The sequence below is a fragment of the Actinomycetospora straminea genome (genome assembly GCF_028737255.1).
Lineage (GTDB): Bacteria > Actinomycetota > Actinomycetes > Mycobacteriales > Pseudonocardiaceae > Actinomycetospora > Actinomycetospora straminea.
Genome location: NZ_JAQZAN010000027.1, coordinates 37769 through 61042, shown reverse-complemented (window position 1 = coordinate 61042; position 23274 = coordinate 37769). Strand labels below are relative to the sequence as shown.

Here is a 23274-nt window from a genome sequence, read left to right as displayed (position 1 = left end):
TTCCGGATGGGGGTCGGTGACGGGTCGAGGGGGAGCGCGACCGGGACCCAGGAGACCAGCTGCCGGACGTTGGTGTCAAGCGCAACACCCGTGCACGCTTCACCAACGTCAACACGCGATCTTCACGACATGGCAACGGGTTGGTGTGGCTGACACACTGCGCGTCGTGCGCACCGATCACGACGACGTCGACCGGTTCTACCGGGAGTTCGGCGAGCGCCTGCACGACAAGCGGGTGCAGGCCGGGATGAGCCAGGAAGCGCTTGGGGCGGCGGTGGGTCTGAACCGCACGTCGATCTCGAACATCGAGAAGGGACGCCAGCGCCTACTGATGCACCAGCTGCCCGTGCTCGCCGGGCTTCTGTCGACCACGACCGAGGACCTGCTCCCGGCCGCACCGGCTCCCGACGCGCTGGGTGGTCTCACCGGCGCCGACCGGGACGCGGTCAACGCGATTCGGCAGGCTCGCGGCGCGGCGACCACCGCCATCCACGGGGTGGGTCATGGCTCCGCGCGCTGAGACCGTTGCCGAACAGCTCCTGCTCGAGCACGGTCTGCTCGCCGCTCCGGTCGACCTGGAGCGGCTCGCCGAGGCGTGCGGCGTCGAGGTCGTCCCGCAGCGCTTCGAGGACGGCGACGTCTCCGGGATGCTGCTGCGCGAGGAGGGCATGCCTGCGGTGATCGGGGTGAACACCGTTCAAGCTGCCGTCCGGCAGCGCTTCACCATCGCCCACGAACTCGGACACTGGGCGTTGCACCCGGGCCGTCTGGTGATCTTCGACCGGCCGATGCGGATCAACCGGCGCGATTCGGTGTCGGCCATGGCCACCGACCGCGAGGAGATCCAGGCCAACGCCTTCGCCGCCGCACTGCTCATGCCCGAACGGCTCGTCCGCCAGCACGTCAGCGAGCTGACACCCGCCCGTCGGCGCGATCCCGAGGACGCGGCAAAGGTCCTGGCGAGCATCTTCCGAGTCAGTGCTGCGGCCATGAACTTCCGGCTCATCAATCTCGGGCTCGCGAGCTGACCCGCGTCGCCATCACGGGCGTTGCCCCGCCGAGACCGTCAGGCCGCGAACGAGGCAGACGGCCGGGCCAGTGGGGTCCGCCCGTGCCGCGGACCTGATCTGCGCTCAGGTTGAGATCCCTCGAGCGCGACGGCTGACGATCTCGGCCAACCGGGAGCGCAGGTGATGGCCCATACCCTCGACGGCGAGCGGTCGGGCCCCGGGGATCGCGGCGGCGGTAGTGCGTCCGCCCGAGGGGCGAACGACCGGTCGCGGTCGCCCTGCACCACCACGGTCGCCGCGCTGACGCGGCGCGGCTGAGCATCGGGTCACGTGGCGCGATGCTGCCCTGCTCGGGGTCGGACACCGTCACGTCGAGGCACGGGGCGATTAGTACGACATCGCGCGGCTGCACGGCATGCTCTTCACGGAGCGCCATGGCCACCGCGAGGGCCCTTCTACCGCCCGCGTCAGGCGAGGCAGCCCTCCCGCCCGCCTGCGGTGAGGAGGTGCGCAGAAGCCCTCGAGATCGCCTCTCGTAGTGCGGATCGTGGTGCGAGCTTGAGACTACAAGAGGCTCATGGAGACCTCAGAGACACGCGAGTGACAACAAAGACGCAGGTAGGAGCCGTGAGATGCACCTTCCCGCGTGCTTACAAGCCTTTGCTCGGAAGGCGCCGTCTTGTCGAACTGTGGGCGCGCCTTACGCAGCAAGGGCTGCATCGAGGAGGACGGCGGCGCCGGCGTGGAGCTCGCCACGGCTGACGTAGGTGTTCTTCAAGAAGTCGGCCTGGCCCATGAGGTCGGCCTTCATGCGATCGGTAAAGGTGATCTCATCGTCGAGGATGGTGGCGTAGGTGCGTCGCCAGGTATGCGGAGTCATCCAGTCCAGACCCACCTCGTCGCGTACCGATCGCAGGGTCCGCCGCACGTTCGACGGCCAGCGGTAAGTGATGCGGCCGTCTCGGCCAGCCGCCGGGAACAGCGGCCACCCGTCCTCGCCGGGCTGGCCCAGACGTTCGCGGAGGAGGTCGGCGGCGAACCGGGGGAGCGGAATGACACGGAGGGCGGCCTCGCTCTTGCCGTCGTGGCGCACGAGGCCCTTGCCCTTCACCCACGTCACGTTGCCAGCGATGGTGACCACCGGAACGCGCAACGGACCCTCCTGGCCGCGAACCGGCACCCCGTCGAGGTTCACGTCGAGCCGACGGACCGCGAGCGCTTCGCCAATGCGCAGACCTGTGCCGAGGGAGAAGCGCACGAGCTCCGGCAGTTCCGCGGCCCGCGCGACCCGCTGGAGGCGCCGGACTCGGACGTCCTCTGAAGTGTGGTCGAACCAGTCGAGAAGCGCCTGGCGCTCGTCGACCGTCAGCCCACGCGGCTTCTTCTTGGCCTGACCCTTCGGCTGCTCGATGCGGTCGAGCTCGCGGACCGGGTTGGCCGGAAGGGCCTCGTGGAGCACCCCGATCTGGAGGACGCCGCTGACGATCGATCGCAGCGTGCGGCGGGTGGAGGGCGCGTAGCGAGGTTCGAGGGCCTCGAGGAAAGCGTCCAGGCGCGCGACGGTGCACTCACGGAGCTGGAGCGCACCCAGGGCCGGAAGGACCGTGCGATCAAGGTGGTACGCGTACAGCGCGTGCGTCGAGTCCTCGCGCTTGCGGTCCACCTTCGCGAGATACAGCACGGCCGCCTCGCGGAAGCGCGACGCCGGCGTCAGCACGGCGCCCTGTCCCGTCTTGCCTCGCTGTCGCTGCTGGATGAGCTCGTGCAGGGCCGCCTTCGCGGCGGTCTTCGAGGGCCCGTGCTTGCGAAGGCGGCGGGTGACGCCGTCGTGGTCGCGGAAGCGGCAGCGAGCAACCCAGGAGCCGGGCTCTTCCTCGGCGACGGAGATTGTCCCGGGGGTGCCGAGCGGAAGGGGCGGACGGGCCATGTGGAGCGCCTCCCGAGGAGTTTCCGGCCCGTAAGCGGACCGTCGATCTCCTGGAGGGAAGCACTGCAGGCCCGACACCTGCAACGATGGGTGCGCCGTCAGGGACTCGAACCCCGAACCCAGTGATTAAGAGTCACTTGCTCTGCCCATTGAGCTAACGGCGCGTGATCAAGACCTTAGCAAAGCCAGGATCTCGATCCGACAGCGGGTGGCCCCGCTGCCGTCCGGGTGAGTGACGGGACTTGAACCCGCGACACCTGGGATCACAACCCAGTGCTCTGCCAACTGAGCTACACCCACCATGGCGACCCTCCGGGCGTCCCCGGTGAGCTGTGACCAGCCTACAAGCCGGTCGCGAGGCGGTTGCGACCGGGACACCCACCTCATCCGCGACGGGGGAGGTCGGGGGCCGGCGGCTGCGGCACCGTCGTCGTCACCCGACGACCGCCCGGAGGACACCATGACCGACACCCCGCCCCGCAGCGCCCCACGACCGGCCAGTGCGACCCCCTGGTGGCGCGCCCGCTGGGTGCTCCCCGCCGTCCTGGCCGTGCTCGTGGTCGTGTTCATCCTCGAGAACCGCGACCTGGTGACGATCCGCCTGCTGATCCCGGTCGTCGTGATGCCGCAGTGGGCAGCGCTGACGATCACGCTCGTCATCGGGCTCGTCATCGGGCTGATGCTGCGCCGCCGACGTCGGTGACCTCGGGTCAGGAGCTGAAGCGGTAGACGACGTCGCCGAAGGCCGAGGTCGGGAAGACGAACAGGATGCGGACCGGCCCGGTGCCGGCGGCGCGCACGCCGTGCTCGACGTCGCCGGGCAGGTGGACCACGGCCCCGGGCCCGACGGAGACCTCCTCGCCGCCGACGTCGACGATCGCCTCGCCCTCGTGTACGTAGTACATCTCGGGCGCGCTGTGGCGGTGCGGCGCGAGCCGGCCGCCGATATCGAGGACCATGACGCCGCTGGTGACGACGTCGGGCGCGGTGTCGGCGCCGTCGACGAGCAGGCACCAGCGCAGGTGGCCGCGCTCGTCGTTCCACACCTCCCACGTGCAGTCGTCGGCGGTGGCGACGCGGCTCGGCGCGCCCTCGGCGCCCAGCGTGGTCACGGCGTGCGGCATCGGCGCTCCTCGCGGTGGGGGAGGCAGGGGCGAACGGCCCCTCGTGCTGGAGGCGTGGCTGCCGGGGCCCGGGATACCGGACGGCGCCGTCACCCAAACGTGGGTGTCACGCCCCCGGCGGCGGTGCCTGACCGCCCGCGGGTCCGGGCCGGTCGGCCTCGGCGGCGACGACCCCGGCACGGTCGTCGGCGACCACCGACGACGCCGCGGCCTGGGCCTCCTCGGTGGTCGGACCGGGCATCGGCACGAACGCGGTGCGGCGGTAGTACTCGAGCTCGCGGATCGATTCGCGGACGTCGGCGAGCGCGCGGTGCGCGAGCCCCTTCTCCGGCTGCGCGTAGTACACGCGCGGGTACCAGCGCCGGCACAGCTCCTTGATCGAGCTGACGTCGACCATGCGGTAGTGCAGGTAGCCGTCGAGCTCCGGCATGTCGCGGGCGATGAAGCCGCGGTCGGTGGCGATCGAGTTGCCGCACAGCGGCGCCGAGCGGCCGTCGGGCACGTGGGTACGGACGTAGTCGAGCACCAGCTTCTCGGCCTCGGCCATCGTCACCGTCGAGCGGCGGACCTCCTCGGTCAGCCCCGACTTCGCGTGCATGTCCCGGACGACGTCGGGCATCGCGTCGAGGGCGGCGTCGGGTGCGTGGATGACGACGTCGACGCCCTCGCCGAACGGGACGAGGTCCGCGTCCGTCACCAGGGCCGCGATCTCGATCAACGCGTCGTTGCGCAGATCGAGGCCGGTCATCTCGCAGTCGATCCACACCAACCGGGGACTCACATGACTGACCCTAACGGCGCACGAACGATCGAGCCCCCCGACCGTCGATCACGAACGGTGCCAGCAGCCCGGGGGTGATCTCGTCGACCAGCTCCAGCGCGCGGGCGGTGTCGACGTCGAGCACCTCGTAGCGCCCCCGGCCGGCCGCGGTCACCGCGTGCAGCGTGACGAGCCCGGCACGGCGCTGGGTGAGGCTCTGCTCGAGGCGCCAGCCGATCACCCCACCGCGGCGCAGCACCACGGTCCGGCGCACCCAGGCGCCCTGGCGCGCGACCAGCGCCGACGGCGTCAGGGCGTGGCCGAGCGAGCGGATGCGGTCGACGGCGAGGAGCAGGGCCAGCCCGAGCACCACGGGCACGAGCACGAAGTCCCCGGGCACCCGCTGCAGCACGAGCAGCACGGCGGCGACGAGGAGCGCCGGCCCGAGGGACCGGGTCACGCGGCGCACCAGCGCGGCGCGGGGGTGGCGGACGAGGCGGGTGCGGGTGGCCTCGTCCTCGCCGACGCCGAGCACGCCCGCGGCCACCCGGTGCGCCTCGCGCCGCGGCATCGCCGGGCCGACCGCGCCGACGTGCTCGCCGGAGCCGTCCGAGCGCAGGCCGGTGGTCAGGGCGAGCGGGCGCGCGCCGCGCCCGAGGCGCACGAGCAGCGGCTCGTCGAGCTCGACGCCGCGGATGCGGCGGCCCTCGAGCGAGAGCGTCCGGCGCGTCAGCAGGCCGCGGCGCAGCACGAGCCCGCCGTCGTCGGCACGCGTGAGCCGGTAGCCCCACCAGCCCTCGACGAACACGACCGCGGCCCCGACGACCGCCGTGACCAGCAGCGCCACGGCACCGAGCCAGATCGGGGCGCGCCCGGCGGTCTCTTCGAGCACCTGCGTGCCGGGCCGGATCGAGAACTCCTCGGCGAGCCGGAGCAGGCCGAACCACACCGCGCCGACGACGGCGAGCGCGGAGAACGTCAGCGGCGCGAAGCGCACCCACGTCCAGCGCAGGCGGGCGAGCTCGGGGGCCGCGGGCGCGTCGGGGCCGGCCGGGACGGCCTCGCGCAGCAGCAGGGCGCGCAGCCGCTCCGCCTCGCCACGGGCGACGGCGTCGAGGGTCAGTTCGGCGTCCTCGCCGCCCTCCCGCCGCCCGGTGCCGACGCGCACGACGGCGAGCCCGAAGAGGCGGTGCGCGGGGTTGGCGGTGAGGTCGGCGGTGCGGATGCGGTCGCGGTGGACGCTGTGGTGGTGGCGGCGCAGCAGGCCGGTGCGCAGCTCGACGCGGTCGGCGCCGATCCGGTAGGTCGTCGTGAACCACCGCGAGACGCCGTAGAGCATCACCGCGACCGCCAGCGCGAGCCCGCCGCCGAGGCGCCAGCGGTCGTCGGCCGTCCCGCCGGTGATCGCGATGACGAGCAGGACCGGCACCAGCTTCGCCAGGTCGACGATCGGGTGCACGACGAGCATGCGGCGGTCGAGGCGCTGCCACGGCAGCTGGGTCGCGGTAATCACGTGGCATCGCCGCCGAGGTGCTCGGTGGCGCGGGTGAGGCGGTCGGCGAGCACCACGGCGTCGCCGGCGTCGAGGCCGTCGATGGTCAGGGCGCCGCTCGACGACGCCGTCGTCACCGTCACCGACGACAGGCCGAACGCGCGCTGCAGCGGGCCGCGGTCGGTGTCGACGGTCTGGACCCGCGAGATCGGCGCGATCCGCCACTCCAGGCGCAGCCACCCCGACAGCGTGTGCACGGCGTCGTCGGTGATCTCCCAGCGGTGCCGCGCGTAGCGCACGCGCGGCACGACGAGCAGGTGGGCGACGCCGACGACGAACGTGGCGATGCCGGTGACGAGCAGGACGTCGGCGACGCGCGGCCAGACGACGGCGGCCACGACCTGCGGTGCGAGCACCACGAGCGTGCCGATCGCTGACCGCATCGCCCACCACACCCGGGCGCGCCGGCTGACGCGGTGGGCCGGCGTGCGCAGGCGCGCGCCACCCGACTGCGGCGTCGTCACGGGACCAGTCTGACCGATCCGCGCGTGCGCCCGCCCGGAGTGATCGAAGGACCGACACGGACGTTGAGTGTCAGCATCCAGTCGAGCACGCCGAGAGGGATACTTCGCCGACACTCACGAGGCCGACGAGCCCAGCTCCTTCTTCAGCACCTTGCCGGTGTTGTTGCGCGGGAGCTCGTCGAGGAACTCCACGTCGCGGGGCGAGGCGAAGCGCGCCAGGTGGTTCTTGACGTGGTCGCGCACCTGGTCGGCGTCGACCGTCGCGCCCGACTCGAGCACCAGGTAGGCGGCGAGGCGCTGGCCGTACTCGTCGTCGTCGACGCCGATGACCGCGGCCTCCTTGACCCCGTCCATCTCCGCGAGCAGGCCCTCGACCTCGCCGGCGTGGATGTTCTCGCCGCCCGAGACGATCATGTCGTCGGCGCGGCCGGAGATGAACAGCAGGCCCTGGCGGTCGAAGTGCCCGAGGTCGCCGGTGCCGAGCATCCCGTCGACGAGCTCGGTCTCCCCGCGCCCGCCGGTGTAGCCGGTGAACAGCATCTCGTTGCCGACGAAGATGCGCCCGGTCTCGTCGGCCGGGAGCTCCCGGTCGTCGTCACCCAGGATCTTCAGGACGGTGCCGACGGGCGGGCGGCCGGCGGTGCCGGGCTCGGCGCGCAGCTCCTCGGGCTTCGCGATCGACGCCCACGACACCTCGGTCGAGCCGTAGAGCATGTAGAGCTTGTCGCCGAAGGTCTCGAGGAACTCGGTGACCTTCGCCGGCGGCATCGCCGAACCCGTCGCGGTGACGGTCCGCAGCGCCGAGACGTCGTAGCGGGCGATGACCTCCTCGTCGAGCTCGAGGATGCGCTGCAGCATCACCGGCACCGCGTACATGGCGGTGCACCGGTGCTGCGCGAGCTGGGCCAGCGCGTCCTCGGGGTCGAACTTGCGGCGCAGCACCAGCGTCGAGCCCATGAGCGAGCCGATCTGGAACGCGGCGAAGCCCCACGTGTGGAACAGGGGCGCTGACACCAGCGCGGGCTCGCGGGCGGTCAGCGGGATGCGCGAGAGGATGGCGTTGACCGGCCCGATCCCGCCGATCGAGGGCCGCTCGGCGCCCTTGGGCGTGCCGGTGGTGCCCGAGGTCAGCACGATCGTCTTGCCGATCGGGGGCTTGGTGGGCAGCTCCTGCGAGCCGTCGGCGCCGATGAGGCCCTCGAGGGTGTCGTCGCCCCAGCAGCCGGTGCCCTCGGTCCACGCCCAGATGCGCCGCACGTCGTCGGGGACCTCGTCGAGGCGGTCGCCGAGGTCGGAGTCGGAGACGACGGTCGTGATCTCCTGCTCCTCGACCACGGCCTTCATCTGGGACGGCGACAGGCCGGTGTTGAGCAGGACGACGTCGGCGCCGAGCTTGCTCACCGCGAGGATCGTCTCGATCGGCCCGCGGTGGTTGCGGCAGAGCACGGCGACGCGGCTGCCGGGCCCGACGCGCCGGTCGGCGAGGGCGCGGGCGAGGCGGTCGGTGCGGTCGTGGATCTCGCGGAACGTCACGGTGCCGCGGTCGTCGATGATCGCGACGCGGTCCGGGTGGCGCCAGCGCGAGACGACGTAGGCCGTGGTCGGCGTGAACCCGTAGCGGTAGAGCGCCGTCGGGAACATCGCGAGCCGGTGCGGCGGGATCGGGGCGACGACGCCCGCCCCGGTCAGCAGCCGCAGGCCGGTGGCGAGCTCGGTCGGGGTGCCGAACGGGGTCTTCACCAGTGCACTCCAGGGAGAAGTCGGGCCATGGCCTGGGCGCCACGCGAGAGCGGGCCGGTGTCCAGCGTCCGCGCGTCGTCGTGGTTCGGACGATCACTACCCTCACGTGCCGCCGCTGATTCCGGGAACACGCGGTAGGCGACGTGCATGACGGCGTCCTTGACACCGGGCGTCAGCGCACCCGCCACCGCCCCGAACGTGCCGAGCGCGGTGCCGACGTGCTTGGGCCGGTCGACCAGCGCGTGCATCACCTTGTCCGCCGCCTCGGAGGGGGAGTCGGTGGGGAAGGCGTCGTAGATGCGGGTCGGGGCGATCATCGGCGTGCGCACCAGCGGCATGTGGACGGTGGTGAACGTGACGCCCTCGCCGAGCACCTCGGTGGCGACGATCGACGCCCACGCGTCGAGCGCGGCCTTGCTCGCGACGTAGGCGGAGAACCGTGGCGGGCCGGTCTGCACCCCGATCGACGAGATGTCCACGACGTGCCCGAAGCGCCGTTCGAGCATGTGCGGCAGCAGCGCGAGGGTCAGCCGCACGGCGCCGAAGTAGTTGATGGCCATCGTGCGCTCGAAGTCGTGGAAGCGCTCCAGCTCGAGGCGCACACCGCGGCGGATCGAGCGGCCGGCGTTGTTGACCAGCATGTCGATGCCGGTGTCGGGGCCCGAGTGGTCGTTGATCATGGCCTTGACCAGCGCGTCCACCGACTCGGCGTCGGTGATGTCGCACGAGTACACCCAGGCCTGGCCCCCGTCGCGCTCGATCTGGGTCTTGACCTCCTCGAGCTCCTCGGTGCGCCGCGCGACCAGCAGCGGGACGCCGCCCGCGCGCGCCACCTTGAACGCCGTCTCGCGCCCGATCCCCGACGAGGCGCCGGTGATGACGACGCGCCGGCCCTGCAGCGGTCCGCCCGGGCGGGGGCGGCGGTGGCGGTTCGGGTCGAGGTGCTCGCGCCAGTACGCGACGAGGTTGCCGGCGTACTCGCCGATCTCGGGGCTGCGGATGCCGGTGCCGGCGAGCTCGGCGTTGGTCTTCTCGGCGGTGAACCGGGCGCCGAAGGTCAGGTGCGGCAGGACCTCGGGCGGGATGTCGAGCTCGGCCAGCACGATGTCGCGGGCCGCGGCGAGCGCGGGCACGCGTTGGGCGAGGTCGGCGCCGCGACGGACGAGGTCGCCGACGCCGGTCGGCATCGTCGCCTGCACCTGTGGGGCGCCCAGCGGCGCGGCGAGGGCGTTGTAGACCTCGGAGAGCGGCTGCGGGCGCGGGTGCACGAGGTGGAACGCGCGCCGGTCGGAGCCGGGCCGGTGCACGAGGTGGACCATCGCGTCGGCGACGAAGTCGACCGGGACGACGTTGGTCGCGCCCAGCTCGGGGATCGCGAACCGCAGCGCGCTCGGCAACCGCCCGAGCAGCGAGATCGCCGTGAGCAGGTAGTACGGCCCGTCGACCTTGTCCATCTCACCGGTCTGCGCGTCGCCGACGACGACCGCGGGCCGGTAGACGCGCCAGGGGACTCCTCCCTCCTCGCGGACGATGCGTTCCGCTTCGTACTTGGTCTCGTGGTACGGGTTGCCGAAGCGTTGCCCGACGTCGAGGTCGTCCTCGGTGAACGTGCCCTCGTACTCGCCGGCGACGGCGACGCTCGAGACGTGGTGCAGGCAGCCGGCGCGCAGGCGGCTCGCCAGCTCCACCACGCCGCGGGTGCCGTCGACGTTGGCGGCGCGGTTGGTGTCGTCGTCGGCGGTGATGTCGTAGACCGCGCCGAGGTGCAGGACGTGGTCGACGCGGCCGGCGAGCCCGTCGACCTCGGCGTCGTGCAGGCCCAGGCGGGGGCGGGTGAGGTCGCCGACGACGGGTACGACCTTGTCGTGGCCCGGGGTGTCGGCGAGGCGGCGCAGCAGCCGGTCGCGCGAGCCCTCGCGCACGAGCGCGTAGACGGCCTCGCAGTCGTCGCGGGCCAGCAGGCGCGTGAGCACCATCCGCCCCAGGAACCCGGTACCGCCGGTCACCAGATACCGCATGGCGGAGGATCGTGGCACAGGCCACGATCGGCCGCCACGCGTGGTTACCGGTCGGTCACCGGCGTGACCTCAGCGTTCGGGGTCGGCCATTTCCTCGACATCGGTCTCGACGTCGTCGCCGACGGCCTCGACCTGGTCGGTCGTCTTCTGCTCGCGCGGCTTGTCGGGGTCGAGGCCCTCGACCAGCGCCGCGTCCTCGTCGTACTCCTGGACGTAGCGCTGCTCGATGTCGGCGGCGTCCTGACGCTGCTCGCTCATGGACCGGAACGGTAGGGGGTAGGAAGGCGGGGTGCCCGACGACGTGTGGGACCTGCCGCCCGAGCAGCAGCGCGCGCTGCGCCGGGCGGAGGACGTGCGCTACCGGGCGCCGATGCTCGCCACCCTCTCGAAGGAGCATCCGCCGGGTGCCGGCTGGGTGTTCGAGCGCAAGCTCGACGGCGTCCGGGTGATCGCGACCCGGGAGCGGGGCGAGGCGCCGCGGCTGTGGTCGCGCAACGAGAAGTCGATGGACGCGAGCTACCCCGAGATCGTCGAGGCGCTCGCCGCGCACGGGCCGTCGCGGTTCGTGCTGGACGGCGAGATCACCGCGGCGGACGGGACGTTCTCGAGCCTGCAGGCGCGCATGCACCTCACGAACCCCGACCGGGCGCGGCGCACGGGCGTGGCGGTCGAGGCGCACCTGTTCGACCTGCTCGTGCTCGACGACGTCGACGTGACGCGGCTGCCGCAGTCGACGCGGCACCGGATCCTCGACGCCGTCGTCGGTCTCGAGGCGCCGCTGTTCCGCTCGCCCGCGCTCGAGGGCGACCCGTCGGACCTGCTCGCCGAGGCGTGCGCGGACGGCTGGGAGGGGCTGATCGCCAAGCGCAGCGACGCCCCGTACGTCGTCGGGGGCCGCAGCCGCGACTGGCTCAAGCTCAAGTGCGTCCGCGACCAGGAGTTCGTCATCGGCGGCTGGACCGATCCGTCCGGCTCGCGGCGCGGGCTGGGCGCGCTGCTCGTCGGCTACTACGCCGACGGGGACCTGCGCTACGCGGGGAAGGTCGGGACGGGCTACGACGCGGCGACGCTGGTGATGCTGCGCGACCGGCTGGACCCGCTGGCGACGACGGAGAGCCCCTTCGTCGACGCGGTGCGCGAGAAGGGGCAGCACTGGGTGCGCCCCGAGCTGGTCTGCGCGGTGGGGTTCGGCGAGTGGACCAGCGACGGGCGCCTGCGCCACCCGCGCTACCAGGGCCTGCGCGTCGACAAGGATCCCGGCGACGTCGTGCGGGAGCAGTGACCTCCTTCCCCGAGTTCCCCGACCACCTGCGCCGGTGGTCGGCGGCGCACGGCGGGATCGAGCCCCGGGGCCTCGTGCTCGGCTGGCTGCGGGTGGTGCACGTGCTGGTGCGCCCGCTCGCGCGCCGGCGGGTGCCGCCGTGGGTGCTGACGCTCGCGTCGCTGGTGTGCGGGGTGGCGGTGCCGTCGGCGGTGCTCCTCGGTCGGTGGGGCGTGGTGCTCGGCGCCGTGCTCGCGGTGCTGTGCGCGCTGCTCGACGGGCTCGACGGCGCGGTCGCGGTGCTCACCGACACCGCGACGGCGTGGGGGCGGGTGCTCGACCAGCTCGTCGACCGGGTCGGCGACGTCGCGTTCCTCGTGGCGCTGGTGCTGGCGGGCGCGCCGGGGTGGCTCGCGGTCGGGGTGGGGACGCTGACGCTGCTGCAGGAGTCGGTGCGGGCCTCGGCGGCGTTGCCCGAGGTCGGTGTCGTCAGCGTGTGGGAGCGGCCCTCACGCGTGATCGTGACGGCGCTGGGGCTGCTGGGCACGGCGCTGACGCCCGGCCTGCCGGTGGCCACGATCGCGGTGGTGATCGCGGCGGTACTGGCCGTGGTCGGGTTCGTGCAGGTCGTGGTGACGGTCTTCCGCCGGCTCCGTACGTGAGCGATGTTCACGGCTATAGCCGCGAATTTCACTCACGGACGGGACCGGACCAGGCGGGCCGTGATCTCGGCGGAGAGGGTCACGAGGGGGAGGCCGCCGCCGGGGTGGGAGGAGCCGCCGACGAGGTAGAGCCCGGCGACCGGGGAGCGGTTGGCCGGGCGCAGGAACGCGGCAAGCGCGCCGTCGGACGACGTGCCGTAGATCGAGCCGCCGGGGGCGAGGGTCTCGCGCTCCAGGTCGGCAGGCGTGCGCACGGTGCACGAGCGGATGCGGTGGCGCACGTCGAGCCCGCGGCGCGCCATGACCTCGAGGATCCGCTCGGCGTAGCGCGGCGCGAGCCCCGGCGCGTCCCAGTCGACCCCGCCCGCCGGGTCGTGGCGCGGGGCCGTGACCAGCACGAACCACCCCTCGCCGTCGCCGCCTGGGCGCAGCGCCGGGTCGTCGGGGGCGTGGACGTACACCGCGGGCGCCGACGCCGGGGCGCCGCCTCGGTACGCGTCGAACTCCGCGTCGTAGGCCGCGCGCGAGGGCGGGAAGAGCACGCGGTGGTGGGGCGTCCCGGGACCGGGGATGTCGCGACCGGCGAGCCCGAGCAGCAGCACGAACCCCGACGACGACGGCGTGGTGCGCGCCAGGCGCCGGGCCGACGCCGCGTGGGGGAGCAGCCCGTCGGGCCCGTAGACCGTCGCCGCGTCGGCGTTGGCGACGACCACGTCGGCCGCCAGCCGCTCGCCGTCGGCCAGCCGCACGCCCGACACCCGGTCGCCGACCGTGTCGATCGCCGCGACCCGCGTCCCCGTCCGCAGCTCGACCCCCAGCGACCGGCACCGGTCGGCCACCGCCTCGGCGAGCCGCCGCAGCCCGCCGCGCACGTACCAGGACCCGAACTGCTGCTCGACGTACGGCACGACCGCGAGCGCCGCCGGCGCGCGCCGCGGGTCCGACCCTGAGTAGGTGGCGTAGCGGTCCAGCAGCAGGCCGAGGCGCTCGTCGCGCAGGTAGCGGTCGCCGACGCCGCGCAGGCTGCGCCACGGGGCGACGGCGAGCACGTCACGCACCCGCAGCGACAGCCGCGCGAGCCCGCCGGGGGAGACCGGCGACTCGAGGAAGTGCTCGTGCGTCGCGTCCCACACGCGCTCGGCGTGCGCCAGGAACGCCTCCCACTGCGTGCCCGCCCCGGCGCCCAGGGCGTCGTCGAGCGCCGGCGCGATCTGCTCGCGGCGACCGGGCAGGTCCAGCTCGACGCCGTCGCCGAACCGGTAGCGCGCCGCGACGTCGAGGCGCTGCAGGCCGAGGACGTCGTGCAGGGGCAGGCCGGTGTCGGCGAACAGGCGCTCGAGCACCGCGGGCATGGTCACCAGCGAGGGTCCGGTGTCAAAGCGGAACCCGTCGACCTCGACCGTGCCGAGCTTGCCGCCGACCCGCTCGGCCGCCTCGAGCAGCGTCACCCGCTGCCCGGACGCGGCGAGCCGCGCGGCCACGGCCAGCCCGCCGAGCCCCCCGCCGACGACGACCGCGCGCGTCATGCCGCCCGCGACGGCGACTCGGCCACCACCGGGCGCCCGCGCCAGCGCAGGGTGCCCGCGCGGCGACGCCGCCAGGACTCGACGGTCAGCGCGGCGACCGCCAGCACCGACACCGGGTGCGCGACGGCGTCGCCCGGGCGCGCGCCGGTGCGCCGGGCCGCGAGCACCCGGCTCGCGACCCCCGCGAGGTAGCCGACCAGCCCGACCCGCGAGCCCCGGAGGGCCGCGAGCGCCGGGACGACGTGGACGAGCACCAGCATCCCGACGACCGCGGCCGCGCTCGGGCGGGTGCCGAACGCCGCCCACAGCGACTTCGTGTAGCCCGCGCGGACCTCCGCCGCCCCGTGGTACATCCGGCACTCGGCGACCGCGGTCCCGTCGGCGACCACGCCGCGCCGGCCGTGGCGCTTGAGCGCGCGCAGCAGGGCGAGGTCGTCGAGGACCTGGTCGGGCGGGTGCCCGCCGGCCTCGCGGTAGGCGCGCGCATCGACGGCGAGCAGCTGCCCGTTGGCGGCCGACAGCGTCGGGCGGGGCGAGCGCTCGGCGATCCCCAGCGGCAGCGTCGCGAGCCACGACCACGCCAGCAGCGGCTGCACCAGCCGCTCGGCGGGGCCCTCGGCGCGCTGGCGGGGATGGGGGCTGACGAGGTCGAGGCCGGCGCGGCGCAGCAGGTCGACCGTCGCCGCGAGCCCGTGCGGCGCCACGCGCACGTCGGCGTCGACGAACACGAGGACGTCGGCCGTGGTGGCGCGCGCGAGCTGGTGGCACGCCCAGGGCTTCGCGAGCCAGCCGGGCGGGGGCGGCACGCCGTCGAGGACGCGCACGCCGAGCGCGCGCACCCGGGCGGCCGTGGTGTCGGTGGACCCGTCGTCGAGGACCAGGATCTCCGCCGGCACCGGCCAGCCCTCGACCGCGGCGAGCAGGGCCCGCACGCAGTCGACGATGTCGGCCTCCTCGTCGCGGGCGGGCACGAGCACGGCGACCCGCTCGCGCGGCGGCGGCGCGGTCGGGTCGGGGACCCGCAGCCGGCGCAGGTTGTCGACGGTGAGTCCGAGGGACGCCAGGGCGAGAGCCGTCCCGAGCGCGGTCCCGCATCGCCCGACCCTCACGTCCGGGCCCCGTGGCGTCGCAGCACCACGAGCAGCGGCACCCCGACCAGCCCCATGAGCACGCCGCCGACCAGCGCCACCGACGGCCGCCCGAAGAACACGGCGGCGGCCATCGTCGAGGACAGGAACGTCCAGCACCACAGCGTCAGCGGCAGCCGGTCGTCGCCCTCCTGCGGCGCCGGCACGACGCGGTCGAGCGCGGCGATCATGAGCAGGGCGACGAGCAGCCAGCCCGCGAAGTTCGACACCGGGATGCCCGGCACCCCGGGCAGCGTCGGCCAGGGCTCGAGCCAGTACCAGTGCCCGGCCTCGACCATCTGCGGGTCGAGGAAGACGTCCCAGGTGGCCAAAGCCCAGGCCCCGAGCACCGTGACCGCGCCCCGCCCGCGACCGAGCGCCGCGGCGAGACGGCGGCCGACGACCAGCGACGGGTAGGCCATCATCGCCCAGGCCAGGGGCACGACGACGGGGACGCCGAGCACCTCGGGGCCCAGCGTGCCGGTGTAGCGGTACTCGCCGAACGGCACGCCCGTCGCGAGCCCGACGGCCTCGACGAGCAGCCCGCCGCCGCCGGCGACGACGACGAGACCGACCGCGGCGGCCGGCCCGCGGGTGAGCAGGGCGTGGGACACCGAGGCGGCCGCGAAGAGCGCGACGGCGAGGACGGTCAGCGTCGGGGTGCCGCCGCCGGTGAGCGGGAACGCGATCTGCACCCCGACGACGCCCGCGCCGAACGCCCACGGCACCGCGTGCCAGGAGGGTCGGAGGGTCGGGCGGCGCCGCGTGACCGGGCGGGTGTGGGTGGTGCTCACCGTCCCGCCCCGACGGACAGCGGGGCGGCGGACGGCGACGAGGACGGGCCGGGGTCGGGAGTCCCGTCGGTGCGGGCCCGGGCCGCGGCGCGGAAGCGGCGGTCGAGGGCGTCGGTGGTGGCCCAGCCGGTGAGCAGCAGCACGTGCAGCACGAACATCCACAGCGCGATCGCGACCGTCGCACCGACGATGTCCAGGCCGCCGAACGGGATGCCGAGGTCGATCGGGAGCGCGAGGAACAGCAGGAAGCCCTGGAGGAAGCCGGAGATCACCGCGGCGGTGCCGAACGCCCCGAGCAGCGTCGCGGCCCAGCCGGGCCCGCCAGGCGCGACGACCCGGAAGCCCCAGGTCAGCACGACCCCGACCGCGACGAACGAGACGTGGAAGGCGACGACGACCTGGCCGAGCGTGCCCCAGAAGCCGCCGGTGCGGGCGAGGTCGGCGAGCAGCGGGGCCGTGACGAACACCCCGAGTGCGAGCACCGGCACGGCGAGCACCAGCGGCAGCAGGCTCACCCGCGCGCGCCAGCCGGTGAAGCGGTCGGTGCGCGGGGACAGGCGCAGCGACGCCCGGCGCAGGCCCTCGCCGTAGAAGGTGGCCGGGACGATCGTCGCGAGCGCGCCCCACCACCCCAGGTTCAGTCCCGCGCGCACGAGACCGTCGTACACCGGTCGCGCGCCCATCTCCGGCGGCACCAGCATCCGCAGGTCCGCGAGGAACCCGGCGATCGTCTCCGGCGAGGTCAGCAGGGCCGCGCCCCAGACCGCGAGCAGCAGCCACGGCACGACGCCGAGGGCGGCGAAGTAGGTCAGGCCGGCGGCGACGGCGGCGAGGTCCCGCCCGCGCAGCGTGGCGGCCACGGACGCCGCCAGGGACCGGGCGAAGGCCACGGGTGGGGACGACGAGGAGACGAGACGCGGCACTGCCCTGGCTTACCCCGCCGCCCGGGTGCACAACCGGTCACGCGGACCTCACACGCGGGGGCGGGAGGGCACCGCTCGGGGGCCGATCGGTCGTTGCCGTCGGCGACATGACGAGTGGTCAGCTCGCGGTCAGCCGTTCGGTACCCGGACCGGCGCGCTCGACCGCGGGCCACCCCGTGTCGTGCGCCCGCTCGGCCTCCTCGGCCCGCCCGCCGCCCCGCAGCCCGAACAGCCGCTTGGCGACGAGGAGGTAGGCGACGACGGTGAGGTTGACGACCAGCGCGAGGATCTTCAGCGGGGTCGGCCCGTGCGTGAGCTCCCAGACCTCGGGCACCAGCAGGACCGTGGTGGCGACGAACGTCAGGTACTCCGCCCACCGGCGCGCGTACCAGAGCCCGACGGCCTCGACGGCCTCGAGCACCGCGTAGGCGAGCAGGACGGCGGCGAGCCCGTACAGCGTGGCGGCCGGGACGTCGAACGCGCGCTCGACCTCGACGAGCAGGGTCGGTCCGCCGTGGCCGACCGGCCCGCCGATCCCGGCCTGCAGGATGCCGACGATCTGCCCGGCGGTCGGGCCCCACGCCTCGCGGTAGGTGGCGAACAGGAGCACCGCGGTTCCGAGCAGGGAGAGGGCCACGACGTGCACCGCGCGGTCCAGGGCGATGAGGCGCAGCACGAACCGGTCGCGCAGCGGGCGCCCGCGCAGCGGGACCTCGACCTCGTCGGGACCGGGCACGGTGTCCCGCGCCGGTGCGGTCGGGGCCGCGCGGGGCTCCCATCCGTCGCAGCGCAGGCAGCGGTGCCAGCGCAGGCCGTCGGCGTCCTCGCGCACGAGCAGCGCGTCCTGCGCGCGCACCGCGGCCGCGTCCGTGCCGACGAGCGCGTGCCCGTGCAGCGCACAGCCCAGGAGCTCGTAGCGCAGTCTCACGGGGGCGAGGTTAGGCGGGGACGGCGGCGGCCGGTATCGCGGCGAGCACGTCGGCCGGGGTGACGGCGAGGAGCGCGGGGTCGGGGTCGTCGGCGAAGCGCTCGCCGCGGCGCGCGGCGTCGTCGCCGAGGACGACGTGCGGCCCCCCGGGCGGCGGCCCCCACTGCGTCGGCAGGACGGGGCCGAACAGGGTCACCGAGGGCGTGCCGAACGCCGTGGCGACGTGGCTGATGCCGGTGTCGCCGGCGAGCACCAGGGACGCGGCGGCGACGAGGTCGAGCAGGCCGGTGAGGTCGGTGCGCCCGCCGAGGTCGGCGTCGTCGGGCAGGCCCGCGCGGGCGACGACCTCGGCGGTGAGCGCGCGCTCGCCGGGGCCGCCGGTGACGACGACCGCGTGGCCCTGGGCGGCGAGCGCCGCCGCGCACGCCGCAAACCGCTCGGGTGGCCAGCGCTTCGACCCGAACGCGGCGCCGGGGTGCACGACGACCGGCCCGCCGGGGACGGCGCGCCGGCCGGGGAGCGTCAGGTCGTCGGCGCCGGCGCGGGCGTCGTCGGGGGCGACGAGGCCGGTGGCGGCGAGCAGGTCGCACCAGCGGCGGCGCTCGGGGCGGGCGGGGTCGTCGGTCCACGCCGGCCCGTCCCAGCCGGGCGCCGCGTGCCCGATCCGCCGTCGCGGCGCCAGGGCGTCCAGCCGCGCGTGGCTCTCCGGCCCCTTGCCGTGCAGGTTGACCGCCACGTCCGTACGTGCGTGATCTTCTGAGCTATAGCTCAGAAGATCACGCACGTGGGTGTCCACCTCCGGCAGCCGTGCCACGAGGGAGGCGAGGGCGTCGGGGGCGACGAGGACGATCTCGTGGGCGGGCAGGGCGCGGCGCAGCAGGCGCAGCGCGGGCACGGCGACGAGCAGGTCGCCCAGGCCGAGGTCGCGCAGGACGACGGCGGTGGGAGGCACGTCCCTAGCGCGCGTCGCCGAGGCCGTCGCGCAGCTGGGCGAGGGTCTTGGCGAGCAGGCGGGAGACGTGCATCTGCGAGATCCCGACGCGCTCGGCGATCTGCGACTGCGTCATGTTCTTGAAGAACCGCAGCATGATGATCGTGCGCTCGCGCTGCGGGAGCTTCTCGAGCAGCGGGGCCAGCGACTGCTGGTACTCGACCTGCTCGAGCGCCGCGTCGGCCTCGCCGAGCAGGTCGGAGACCGTGCCCGAGTCCGGGTCGTCGACGAGCATCTCGTCGAGCGAGCCGCTGCGGTAGGCGTTCGACGCCTCGAGGGCCTCGAGCACCTCCTCCTTGCCGATGCCGAGGTGCTCGGCGAGCTCGGCGGCGTTGGGGGCGCGGCCCAGCGTCTGCGACATCTGCGACATCGCCGAGCTCAGCGTGACGTTGAGGTCCTTGAGCCGGCGCGGGACGCGCATCGACCAGGCCTGGTCCCGGAAGTGCCGGCGCACCTCCCCGGTGATCGTCGGCACGGCGTAGGACAGGAAGTCGGTGCCGCGGGCCGGGTCGTACCGGTCGACGGCGTTGATGAGGCCGAGCGTGGCGACCTGCTCGAGGTCCTCCTCCGGCTCGCCGCGGCGGGAGAACCGGCGCGCGATGTGCTGGGCGACCGGCAGGTGCCCGCGCACGAGCTCGTCGCGCAGCCGCAGCCGCTCGGGCGAGCCCTGTTCCAGCGACGCGTGCTCGGCGAGCTTCGGCATGAGGTGGTCGTACTCGCCGCGCGAGCCCTTGCGGTCGGAGTTCCGACCGTCCTGGCGGCCGTCGGTGCGCTCCTCGGTCCCCGTGTCCCGCGGCTCGGGGCGCGGCGCCGTGGTCGCGTCGTCGTCGGCGGCCTGGGTACCGGTCGCGCCGGCGGTGTCGGTCATGACGTCGATCGAGCTCACATCCGTGGGATCGGGGGCGGTGGCTCCGGCCTGCGCGCCGGCGGCGGGGCTCCTCACGGGCCCGCGCCCCGCGGCGGCTCGGGGAGCCGGGAGACGGTGGCCGCGGGGGCGGTGTCGTCGGCGGTCCCGGTGTCGGGCAGGACGTCGGCGAGGGGGACGTCGCGGCGGCGCTCGACGATCACGCGCAGCGCGAGACGGTGTGGCTCGCCCGGCACCGACGGCGCCTCGGCGAGCACGCGCACGTCGTCGGCGAGGACGGTGAGCACGCGCCACGCGAACGTGTCGGTCGCCAGGGTCGTCGGCCCGGTGGTGGAGACCGACGCGGTCAGCACGATCCGCTCGTCCTCGACGGCGAACGTGACGGTGAGCTTGGTGTCGGGCCGCGCGAGCGCGGCGAGGGAGGTGCACGCCTCGTCGACGGCCAGACGCAGGTCGTCCACCACGTCGAGGGTGAACTCGGCACGTGCGGCGAGGTCGCCGGCGACGGTGCGCACGGTGACCAGCGCCTCCGGCACGGGCAGCACGCGCACTTCGACGTCACGCGGCGCACCCATGCCCCGGTGTTCGGGTGGCTGGGGGCTGATCAACGCAGGTCCTCCTGGTCGGTCACGCCCGCGCGGGCGGCGGACAGACCGGCGAGGCTCCGGTCTCCCGGCGTGTACCCGGGCCCCCACCCCACAAACCGAGCCCTCGACGCGCCGGAGCCCGCCGGGGTGACGTGCGCGCCGCCCGCCGTCGTGGTGTGCTGCCGCGCCGTGACCCGTCCCCGCGCGGTGCTCTTCGACCGCGACGGCACCCTCGTCGTCGACGTCCCCTACAACGGCGATCCGGATCTCGTGGTGCCGGTGCCGACCGCCGCCGCGGCCCTCGCGCGCCTCCGCGCGGCCGGCGTGCCGGTGGGGGTCGTGAGCAACCAGTCGGGGGTCGCGCGCGGCCTCCTGGACCCCGCGCAGGTGGCGGCCGTGAACACCCGGGTGGGGGAGCTGCTGGGCCCGTTCGCCGACTGGCGCTGGTGTCCGCACGGCGCCGACGACGGGTGCGGGTGCCGCAAGCCCGCGCCCGGCATGGTGCTCGCCGCCGCGGCGGCGCTGGGGGTCGCGCCGGGCGAGGTCGCGGTGGTCGGGGACATCGCCGCCGACGTCGGCGCGGCCGACGCGGCCGGCGCGCGGGCGGTGCTCGTGCCGACCGCGGCCACCCGCCCCGAGGAGGTCGACGCCGCCGGGGCGCGCGGCATCCTCGCCGACGACCTGCTCGGCGCCGTGGCGCTCCTGGGGTTCGACTCGTGACGCGGGTGCTCGTCGTTCGCCTCGACAGCGACGGCGACGTGCTGCTGTCCGGGCCGGCGATCCGCGCGGTGGCCGCCGGCGCGGACGAGGTGGTCGCGCTCGTCGGGCCCCGCGGGCGGCAGGCGGCGGGGCTGCTGCCGGGCGTCGACGCCGTCGCGGTGTGGCGCTGCCCGTGGGTGGACGGCGAGCCGCAGCCGGTGACGCGGGAGGGCACCGGGGAGGTCGTCGACGCCCTGGCCGCCCTGCGCGTCGACGAGGCGGTGGTGCTGACCTCGTTCCACCAGTCGCCGCTGCCGACCGCGCTCGTGCTGCGCCTCGCCGGCGTCCCGCGCATCACCGCGGCGTCGGTCGACTACCCGGGCAGCCTCCTCGACGTCCGCCTGCGCCCCGGCGACCCGGCCCTCGACCCGACCGTCGATCTCCCCGACGACCTCCCCGAGGCCGAGCGCGCCCTGGCGATCGCCGAGCGTGCCGGCTACGCGCTGCCCCCGGGTGACGACGGGCGCCTCGCCGTCACCGTCGACGACGCCGCGCGCCGGGAGGCCGCCGACCTCCTCGCCGCGCACGAGGTCGACGGCGACTACGTCGTGCTGCACCCCGGCGCGTCCGTGCCCGCGCGGGCGTGGTCGCCGCACCGGGCCGCGGAGGGCGTCGCCGCGCTCACCGCGGCCGGCCACCGGGTCGTCGTCACCGGCGCGCCGGGGGAGACGGCGCTGACCGCGGAGGTGGCCGGCCGCGCCGGTGTCGATCTCGGCGGGCGCACCGGCTTCGGCACGCTCGCCGCCGTCCTGGCCCGGGCGCGGGCGGTCGTGGTGGGCAACACCGGCCCGGCGCACCTGGCCGCCGCCGTGGGTGTGCCGGTGATCTCCCTGTTCGCCCCCGTGGTGCCGCCGGAACGGTGGGCTCCTTACGGAGTGCCACGGATTCTGCTCGGCGACCAGGACGCGCCGTGTCGTGGAACACGCGCGCGGACCTGCCCCGTGCCTGGTCACCCTTGTCTGGACGGGGTGCGCGGCGACGACGTCGTCAAGGCCGTCACCACGGTCGTGTACGGAGAGTAGTAGTTCGGTGGGCGGAGTTTATGGGTTCGACGCGGAACCAATACCTCGCCGGTGACCTACCCGTCCGACCCCGCGCCGTCCCCGGCGTCGGTCCCGGAACCAGCCCGGACGCCGGCGCGCACCGTCCTGCACTGGCACGTCCACGGCTCCTGGACCACCGCGTTCGTCCAGGGGCGGCACACGTGCCTGCTGCCGGTGCTGCCGGAGCGCGGGCCCTGGGGCGGGGGACGGCCGGCGGCCTGGGACTGGCCGGCACGGGCCGAGGAGGCCACCCCGGAGCAGCTGCGCGAGCGCGCCGAGGCCATCGACGCCGTCGTGCTCCAGCGCCCCGAGGAGATCGAGCTCACCGAGCGCTGGACGGGGCGGCGACCCGGCGTCGACCTGCCTGCGGTGTTCGTGGAGCACAACACGCCGAAGGGTGACGTCCCCACGTCGCGCCACCCGATGGCCGACCGCGACGACATCCCCGTCGTGCACGTGACGCACTTCAACGTGCTGATGTGGGACACCGGGCGGGCGCCGGTCCGCGTCGTCGAGCACGGCGTGCTCGACCCGGGCGACCGCTACACCGGCGAGCTGGACCGCGCGGCGGTCGTCGTCAACGAGCCGGTGCGCCGGAACCGCGTGACCGGCACCGACCTGCTCGCGGGCTTCGCCGACACCGTCGGTCTCGACGTCTACGGGATCGGCAGCGAGCGCCTCGGCGAGGCCGTCCGCCACCCCGGCATCGCGATCGGGGGCGACCTGCCCCAGGACCGGCTGCACACCGAGATGGCGCGCCACCGCGTGTACCTCCACCCGGTGCGCTGGACCTCGCTGGGGCTGTCGCTGATCGAGGCGATGATGCTCGGGATGCCGGTGGTCGCGCTCGCGACCACCGAGGCCGCGGTCGACGTCCCGGCCGGGGCGGGCGTGGTGGCCACCGACCTGCGGGTCCTCCGCGAGGGCCTGCGCACCTACCGCGACGATCCGGAGCTCGCCCGCGCGGCGGGCGCCACCGCCCGGGCCTCGGCGCTGGCCCGCCACGGGGTGGACCGCTTCCTCGCCGACTGGGATCTCCTGCTCGACGAGCTGATCGAGGGCGACGCGGCGGAGCGCGCCCGGGAGCCCCGCCGGTTGGCACCCGCGGTCTGACCACCCCCGGGGTGCGGGACCGGTCCAGCCACGTGCCGGTCCGCGTCCCCGCCGTCCCGTGGCGCGCCCGCCGCGCCGCCCCCGAACGATGACCCGGCCC

General features: G+C 74.7%; 24 protein-coding genes and 2 tRNA genes. 8 read left to right on the top strand and 18 right to left on the bottom strand.

The window, feature by feature from the left end; all coding sequences use genetic code 11:
- Nucleotides 1–166 precede the first annotated feature (166 nt).
- Together PH190_RS27265 and PH190_RS27260 are read left to right on the top strand one after the other, a co-directional pair.
- On the top strand, nucleotides 167–520 hold the full coding sequence (locus tag PH190_RS27265; RefSeq protein WP_274234677.1) for a helix-turn-helix transcriptional regulator: 354 nt from the start codon (nucleotides 167–169) through the stop codon (nucleotides 518–520).
- Nucleotides 504–1028: an ImmA/IrrE family metallo-endopeptidase gene (locus tag PH190_RS27260; RefSeq protein WP_274234676.1), complete on the top strand. Its 525-nt coding sequence runs from the start codon at nucleotides 504–506 to the stop codon at nucleotides 1026–1028. The genes PH190_RS27265 and PH190_RS27260 overlap by 17 nt, the downstream gene beginning before the upstream one ends.
- Nucleotides 1029–1710: 682 nt before the next feature.
- Here PH190_RS27260 and PH190_RS27255 read toward each other — a convergent pair.
- From PH190_RS27255 to PH190_RS27245, 3 genes are all read right to left on the bottom strand, one after another.
- The gene (locus PH190_RS27255) at nucleotides 1711–2937 is read right to left on the bottom strand and encodes a tyrosine-type recombinase/integrase (RefSeq protein WP_274234675.1); all 1227 of its coding nucleotides are present in this window, start codon (nucleotides 2935–2937) and stop codon (nucleotides 1711–1713) included.
- A gap of 91 nt (nucleotides 2938–3028) precedes the next feature.
- Nucleotides 3029–3101 (bottom strand) — tRNA-Lys (locus PH190_RS27250).
- Nucleotides 3102–3164: 63 nt separating this feature from the next.
- Nucleotides 3165–3237 (bottom strand) — tRNA-His (locus tag PH190_RS27245).
- A 160-nt stretch (nucleotides 3238–3397) separates the two neighbouring features.
- On the opposite strand from PH190_RS27245, the gene PH190_RS27240 reads away from it, so the two are divergent.
- Nucleotides 3398–3640, top strand: coding sequence for a LapA family protein (locus tag PH190_RS27240; RefSeq protein ID WP_274234674.1), 243 nt, complete (start codon nucleotides 3398–3400; stop codon nucleotides 3638–3640).
- 7 nt (nucleotides 3641–3647) lie between these two features.
- On the opposite strand, the gene PH190_RS27235 is transcribed toward PH190_RS27240, so the two are convergent.
- The 7 genes from PH190_RS27235 to PH190_RS27205 form a co-directional block, all read right to left on the bottom strand.
- Nucleotides 3648–4061: a cupin domain-containing protein gene (locus tag PH190_RS27235; protein WP_274234673.1), complete on the bottom strand. Its 414-nt coding sequence runs from the start codon at nucleotides 4059–4061 to the stop codon at nucleotides 3648–3650.
- A 106-nt stretch (nucleotides 4062–4167) separates the two neighbouring features.
- Nucleotides 4168–4842: an oligoribonuclease gene (orn, locus tag PH190_RS27230; protein ID WP_274234672.1), complete on the bottom strand. Its 675-nt coding sequence runs from the start codon at nucleotides 4840–4842 to the stop codon at nucleotides 4168–4170.
- Nucleotides 4843–4852: 10 nt separating this feature from the next.
- On the bottom strand, nucleotides 4853–6334 hold the full coding sequence (locus PH190_RS27225) for a PH domain-containing protein (protein ID WP_274234671.1): 1482 nt from the start codon (nucleotides 6332–6334) through the stop codon (nucleotides 4853–4855).
- Complete coding sequence (locus tag PH190_RS27220) at nucleotides 6331–6837, bottom strand: PH domain-containing protein (protein WP_274234670.1); 507 nt, start codon at nucleotides 6835–6837, stop codon at nucleotides 6331–6333. Before PH190_RS27220 ends, PH190_RS27225 begins: the two co-directional genes overlap by 4 nt.
- Before the next feature lie 114 nt (nucleotides 6838–6951).
- Nucleotides 6952–8577, bottom strand: a complete 1626-nt coding sequence (locus PH190_RS27215; protein WP_274234669.1) for an AMP-binding protein — start codon at nucleotides 8575–8577, stop codon at nucleotides 6952–6954.
- The gene (locus PH190_RS27210) at nucleotides 8574–10595 is read right to left on the bottom strand and encodes an SDR family oxidoreductase (protein WP_274234668.1); all 2022 of its coding nucleotides are present in this window, start codon (nucleotides 10593–10595) and stop codon (nucleotides 8574–8576) included. The genes PH190_RS27215 and PH190_RS27210 overlap by 4 nt, the downstream gene beginning before the upstream one ends.
- A 69-nt stretch (nucleotides 10596–10664) precedes the next feature.
- A complete protein-coding gene (locus tag PH190_RS27205; protein WP_274200072.1) occupies nucleotides 10665–10853 on the bottom strand; it encodes a hypothetical protein in 189 nt (62 codons plus the stop codon).
- A gap of 31 nt (nucleotides 10854–10884) precedes the next feature.
- On the opposite strand from PH190_RS27205, the gene ligD reads away from it, so the two are divergent.
- Nucleotides 10885–11877, top strand: coding sequence for a non-homologous end-joining DNA ligase (gene ligD, locus PH190_RS27200; RefSeq protein WP_274234667.1), 993 nt, complete (start codon nucleotides 10885–10887; stop codon nucleotides 11875–11877).
- Nucleotides 11874–12518, top strand: a complete 645-nt coding sequence (locus PH190_RS27195) for a CDP-alcohol phosphatidyltransferase family protein (protein WP_274234666.1) — start codon at nucleotides 11874–11876, stop codon at nucleotides 12516–12518. Before ligD ends, PH190_RS27195 begins: the two co-directional genes overlap by 4 nt.
- Nucleotides 12519–12550: 32 nt before the next feature.
- Here the strand turns inward: PH190_RS27195 and PH190_RS27190 are convergent, their stop codons facing one another.
- From PH190_RS27190 to PH190_RS27155, 8 genes are all read right to left on the bottom strand, one after another.
- Nucleotides 12551–14044, bottom strand: a complete 1494-nt coding sequence (locus PH190_RS27190) for a phytoene desaturase family protein (protein ID WP_274234665.1) — start codon at nucleotides 14042–14044, stop codon at nucleotides 12551–12553.
- On the bottom strand, nucleotides 14041–15153 hold the full coding sequence (locus tag PH190_RS27185) for a glycosyltransferase family 2 protein (RefSeq protein WP_274234664.1): 1113 nt from the start codon (nucleotides 15151–15153) through the stop codon (nucleotides 14041–14043). Before PH190_RS27185 ends, PH190_RS27190 begins: the two co-directional genes overlap by 4 nt.
- Nucleotides 15150–15965: a carotenoid biosynthesis protein gene (locus PH190_RS27180; protein ID WP_274234663.1), complete on the bottom strand. Its 816-nt coding sequence runs from the start codon at nucleotides 15963–15965 to the stop codon at nucleotides 15150–15152. Before PH190_RS27180 ends, PH190_RS27185 begins: the two co-directional genes overlap by 4 nt.
- Entirely contained in the window at nucleotides 15962–16855 is an 894-nt protein-coding gene (locus tag PH190_RS27175; protein WP_274234662.1) for a YhjD/YihY/BrkB family envelope integrity protein, read from the bottom strand. The genes PH190_RS27180 and PH190_RS27175 overlap by 4 nt, the downstream gene beginning before the upstream one ends.
- Before the next feature lie 151 nt (nucleotides 16856–17006).
- Nucleotides 17007–17816: a DUF2127 domain-containing protein gene (locus tag PH190_RS27170; RefSeq protein ID WP_274234661.1), complete on the bottom strand. Its 810-nt coding sequence runs from the start codon at nucleotides 17814–17816 to the stop codon at nucleotides 17007–17009.
- 10 nt (nucleotides 17817–17826) lie between these two features.
- Complete coding sequence (locus PH190_RS27165; RefSeq protein WP_274234660.1) at nucleotides 17827–18768, bottom strand: glycosyltransferase family 9 protein; 942 nt, start codon at nucleotides 18766–18768, stop codon at nucleotides 17827–17829.
- 4 nt (nucleotides 18769–18772) lie between these two features.
- On the bottom strand, nucleotides 18773–19510 hold the full coding sequence (locus PH190_RS27160) for an RNA polymerase sigma factor SigF (protein WP_274234703.1): 738 nt from the start codon (nucleotides 19508–19510) through the stop codon (nucleotides 18773–18775).
- A 236-nt stretch (nucleotides 19511–19746) separates the two neighbouring features.
- On the bottom strand, nucleotides 19747–20247 hold the full coding sequence (locus PH190_RS27155) for an ATP-binding protein (protein WP_274234659.1): 501 nt from the start codon (nucleotides 20245–20247) through the stop codon (nucleotides 19747–19749).
- Nucleotides 20248–20448: 201 nt separating this feature from the next.
- On the opposite strand from PH190_RS27155, the gene PH190_RS27150 reads away from it, so the two are divergent.
- The 3 genes from PH190_RS27150 to PH190_RS27140 all read left to right on the top strand — a co-directional run bounded on the left by PH190_RS27150 (nucleotide 20449) and on the right by PH190_RS27140 (nucleotide 23174).
- The gene (locus PH190_RS27150; RefSeq protein WP_337993863.1) at nucleotides 20449–20979 is read left to right on the top strand and encodes an HAD-IIIA family hydrolase; all 531 of its coding nucleotides are present in this window, start codon (nucleotides 20449–20451) and stop codon (nucleotides 20977–20979) included.
- Nucleotides 20976–22040 (top strand): glycosyltransferase family 9 protein, encoded by a 1065-nt coding sequence (locus tag PH190_RS27145; RefSeq protein WP_274234658.1) that lies wholly within the window; start codon nucleotides 20976–20978, stop codon nucleotides 22038–22040. The genes PH190_RS27150 and PH190_RS27145 overlap by 4 nt, the downstream gene beginning before the upstream one ends.
- A 126-nt stretch (nucleotides 22041–22166) precedes the next feature.
- Nucleotides 22167–23174, top strand: a complete 1008-nt coding sequence (locus PH190_RS27140; RefSeq protein ID WP_274234702.1) for a glycosyltransferase — start codon at nucleotides 22167–22169, stop codon at nucleotides 23172–23174.
- Nucleotides 23175–23274 lie beyond the last annotated feature (100 nt).

What these genes read in the sequence shown, in the direction of transcription:
- PH190_RS27240 (WP_274234674.1), top strand. Translation starts at nt 3,398, where the DNA reads ATGACCGACACCCCGCCCCGCAGCGCCCCACGACCGGCCAGTGCGACC.
- PH190_RS27235 (WP_274234673.1), bottom strand. Translation starts at nt 4,061, where the DNA reads ATGCCGCACGCCGTGACCACGCTGGGCGCCGAGGGCGCGCCGAGCCGC.
- PH190_RS27260 (WP_274234676.1), top strand. Translation starts at nt 504, where the DNA reads ATGGCTCCGCGCGCTGAGACCGTTGCCGAACAGCTCCTGCTCGAGCAC.
- PH190_RS27255 (WP_274234675.1), bottom strand. Translation starts at nt 2,937, where the DNA reads ATGGCCCGTCCGCCCCTTCCGCTCGGCACCCCCGGGACAATCTCCGTC.
- PH190_RS27210 (WP_274234668.1), bottom strand. Translation starts at nt 10,595, where the DNA reads ATGCGGTATCTGGTGACCGGCGGTACCGGGTTCCTGGGGCGGATGGTG.
- PH190_RS27160 (WP_274234703.1), bottom strand. Translation starts at nt 19,510, where the DNA reads ATGCCGAAGCTCGCCGAGCACGCGTCGCTGGAACAGGGCTCGCCCGAG.
- PH190_RS27155 (WP_274234659.1), bottom strand. Translation starts at nt 20,247, where the DNA reads ATGGGTGCGCCGCGTGACGTCGAAGTGCGCGTGCTGCCCGTGCCGGAG.
- PH190_RS27205 (WP_274200072.1), bottom strand. Translation starts at nt 10,853, where the DNA reads ATGAGCGAGCAGCGTCAGGACGCCGCCGACATCGAGCAGCGCTACGTC.
- PH190_RS27190 (WP_274234665.1), bottom strand. Translation starts at nt 14,044, where the DNA reads ATGACGCGCGCGGTCGTCGTCGGCGGGGGGCTCGGCGGGCTGGCCGTG.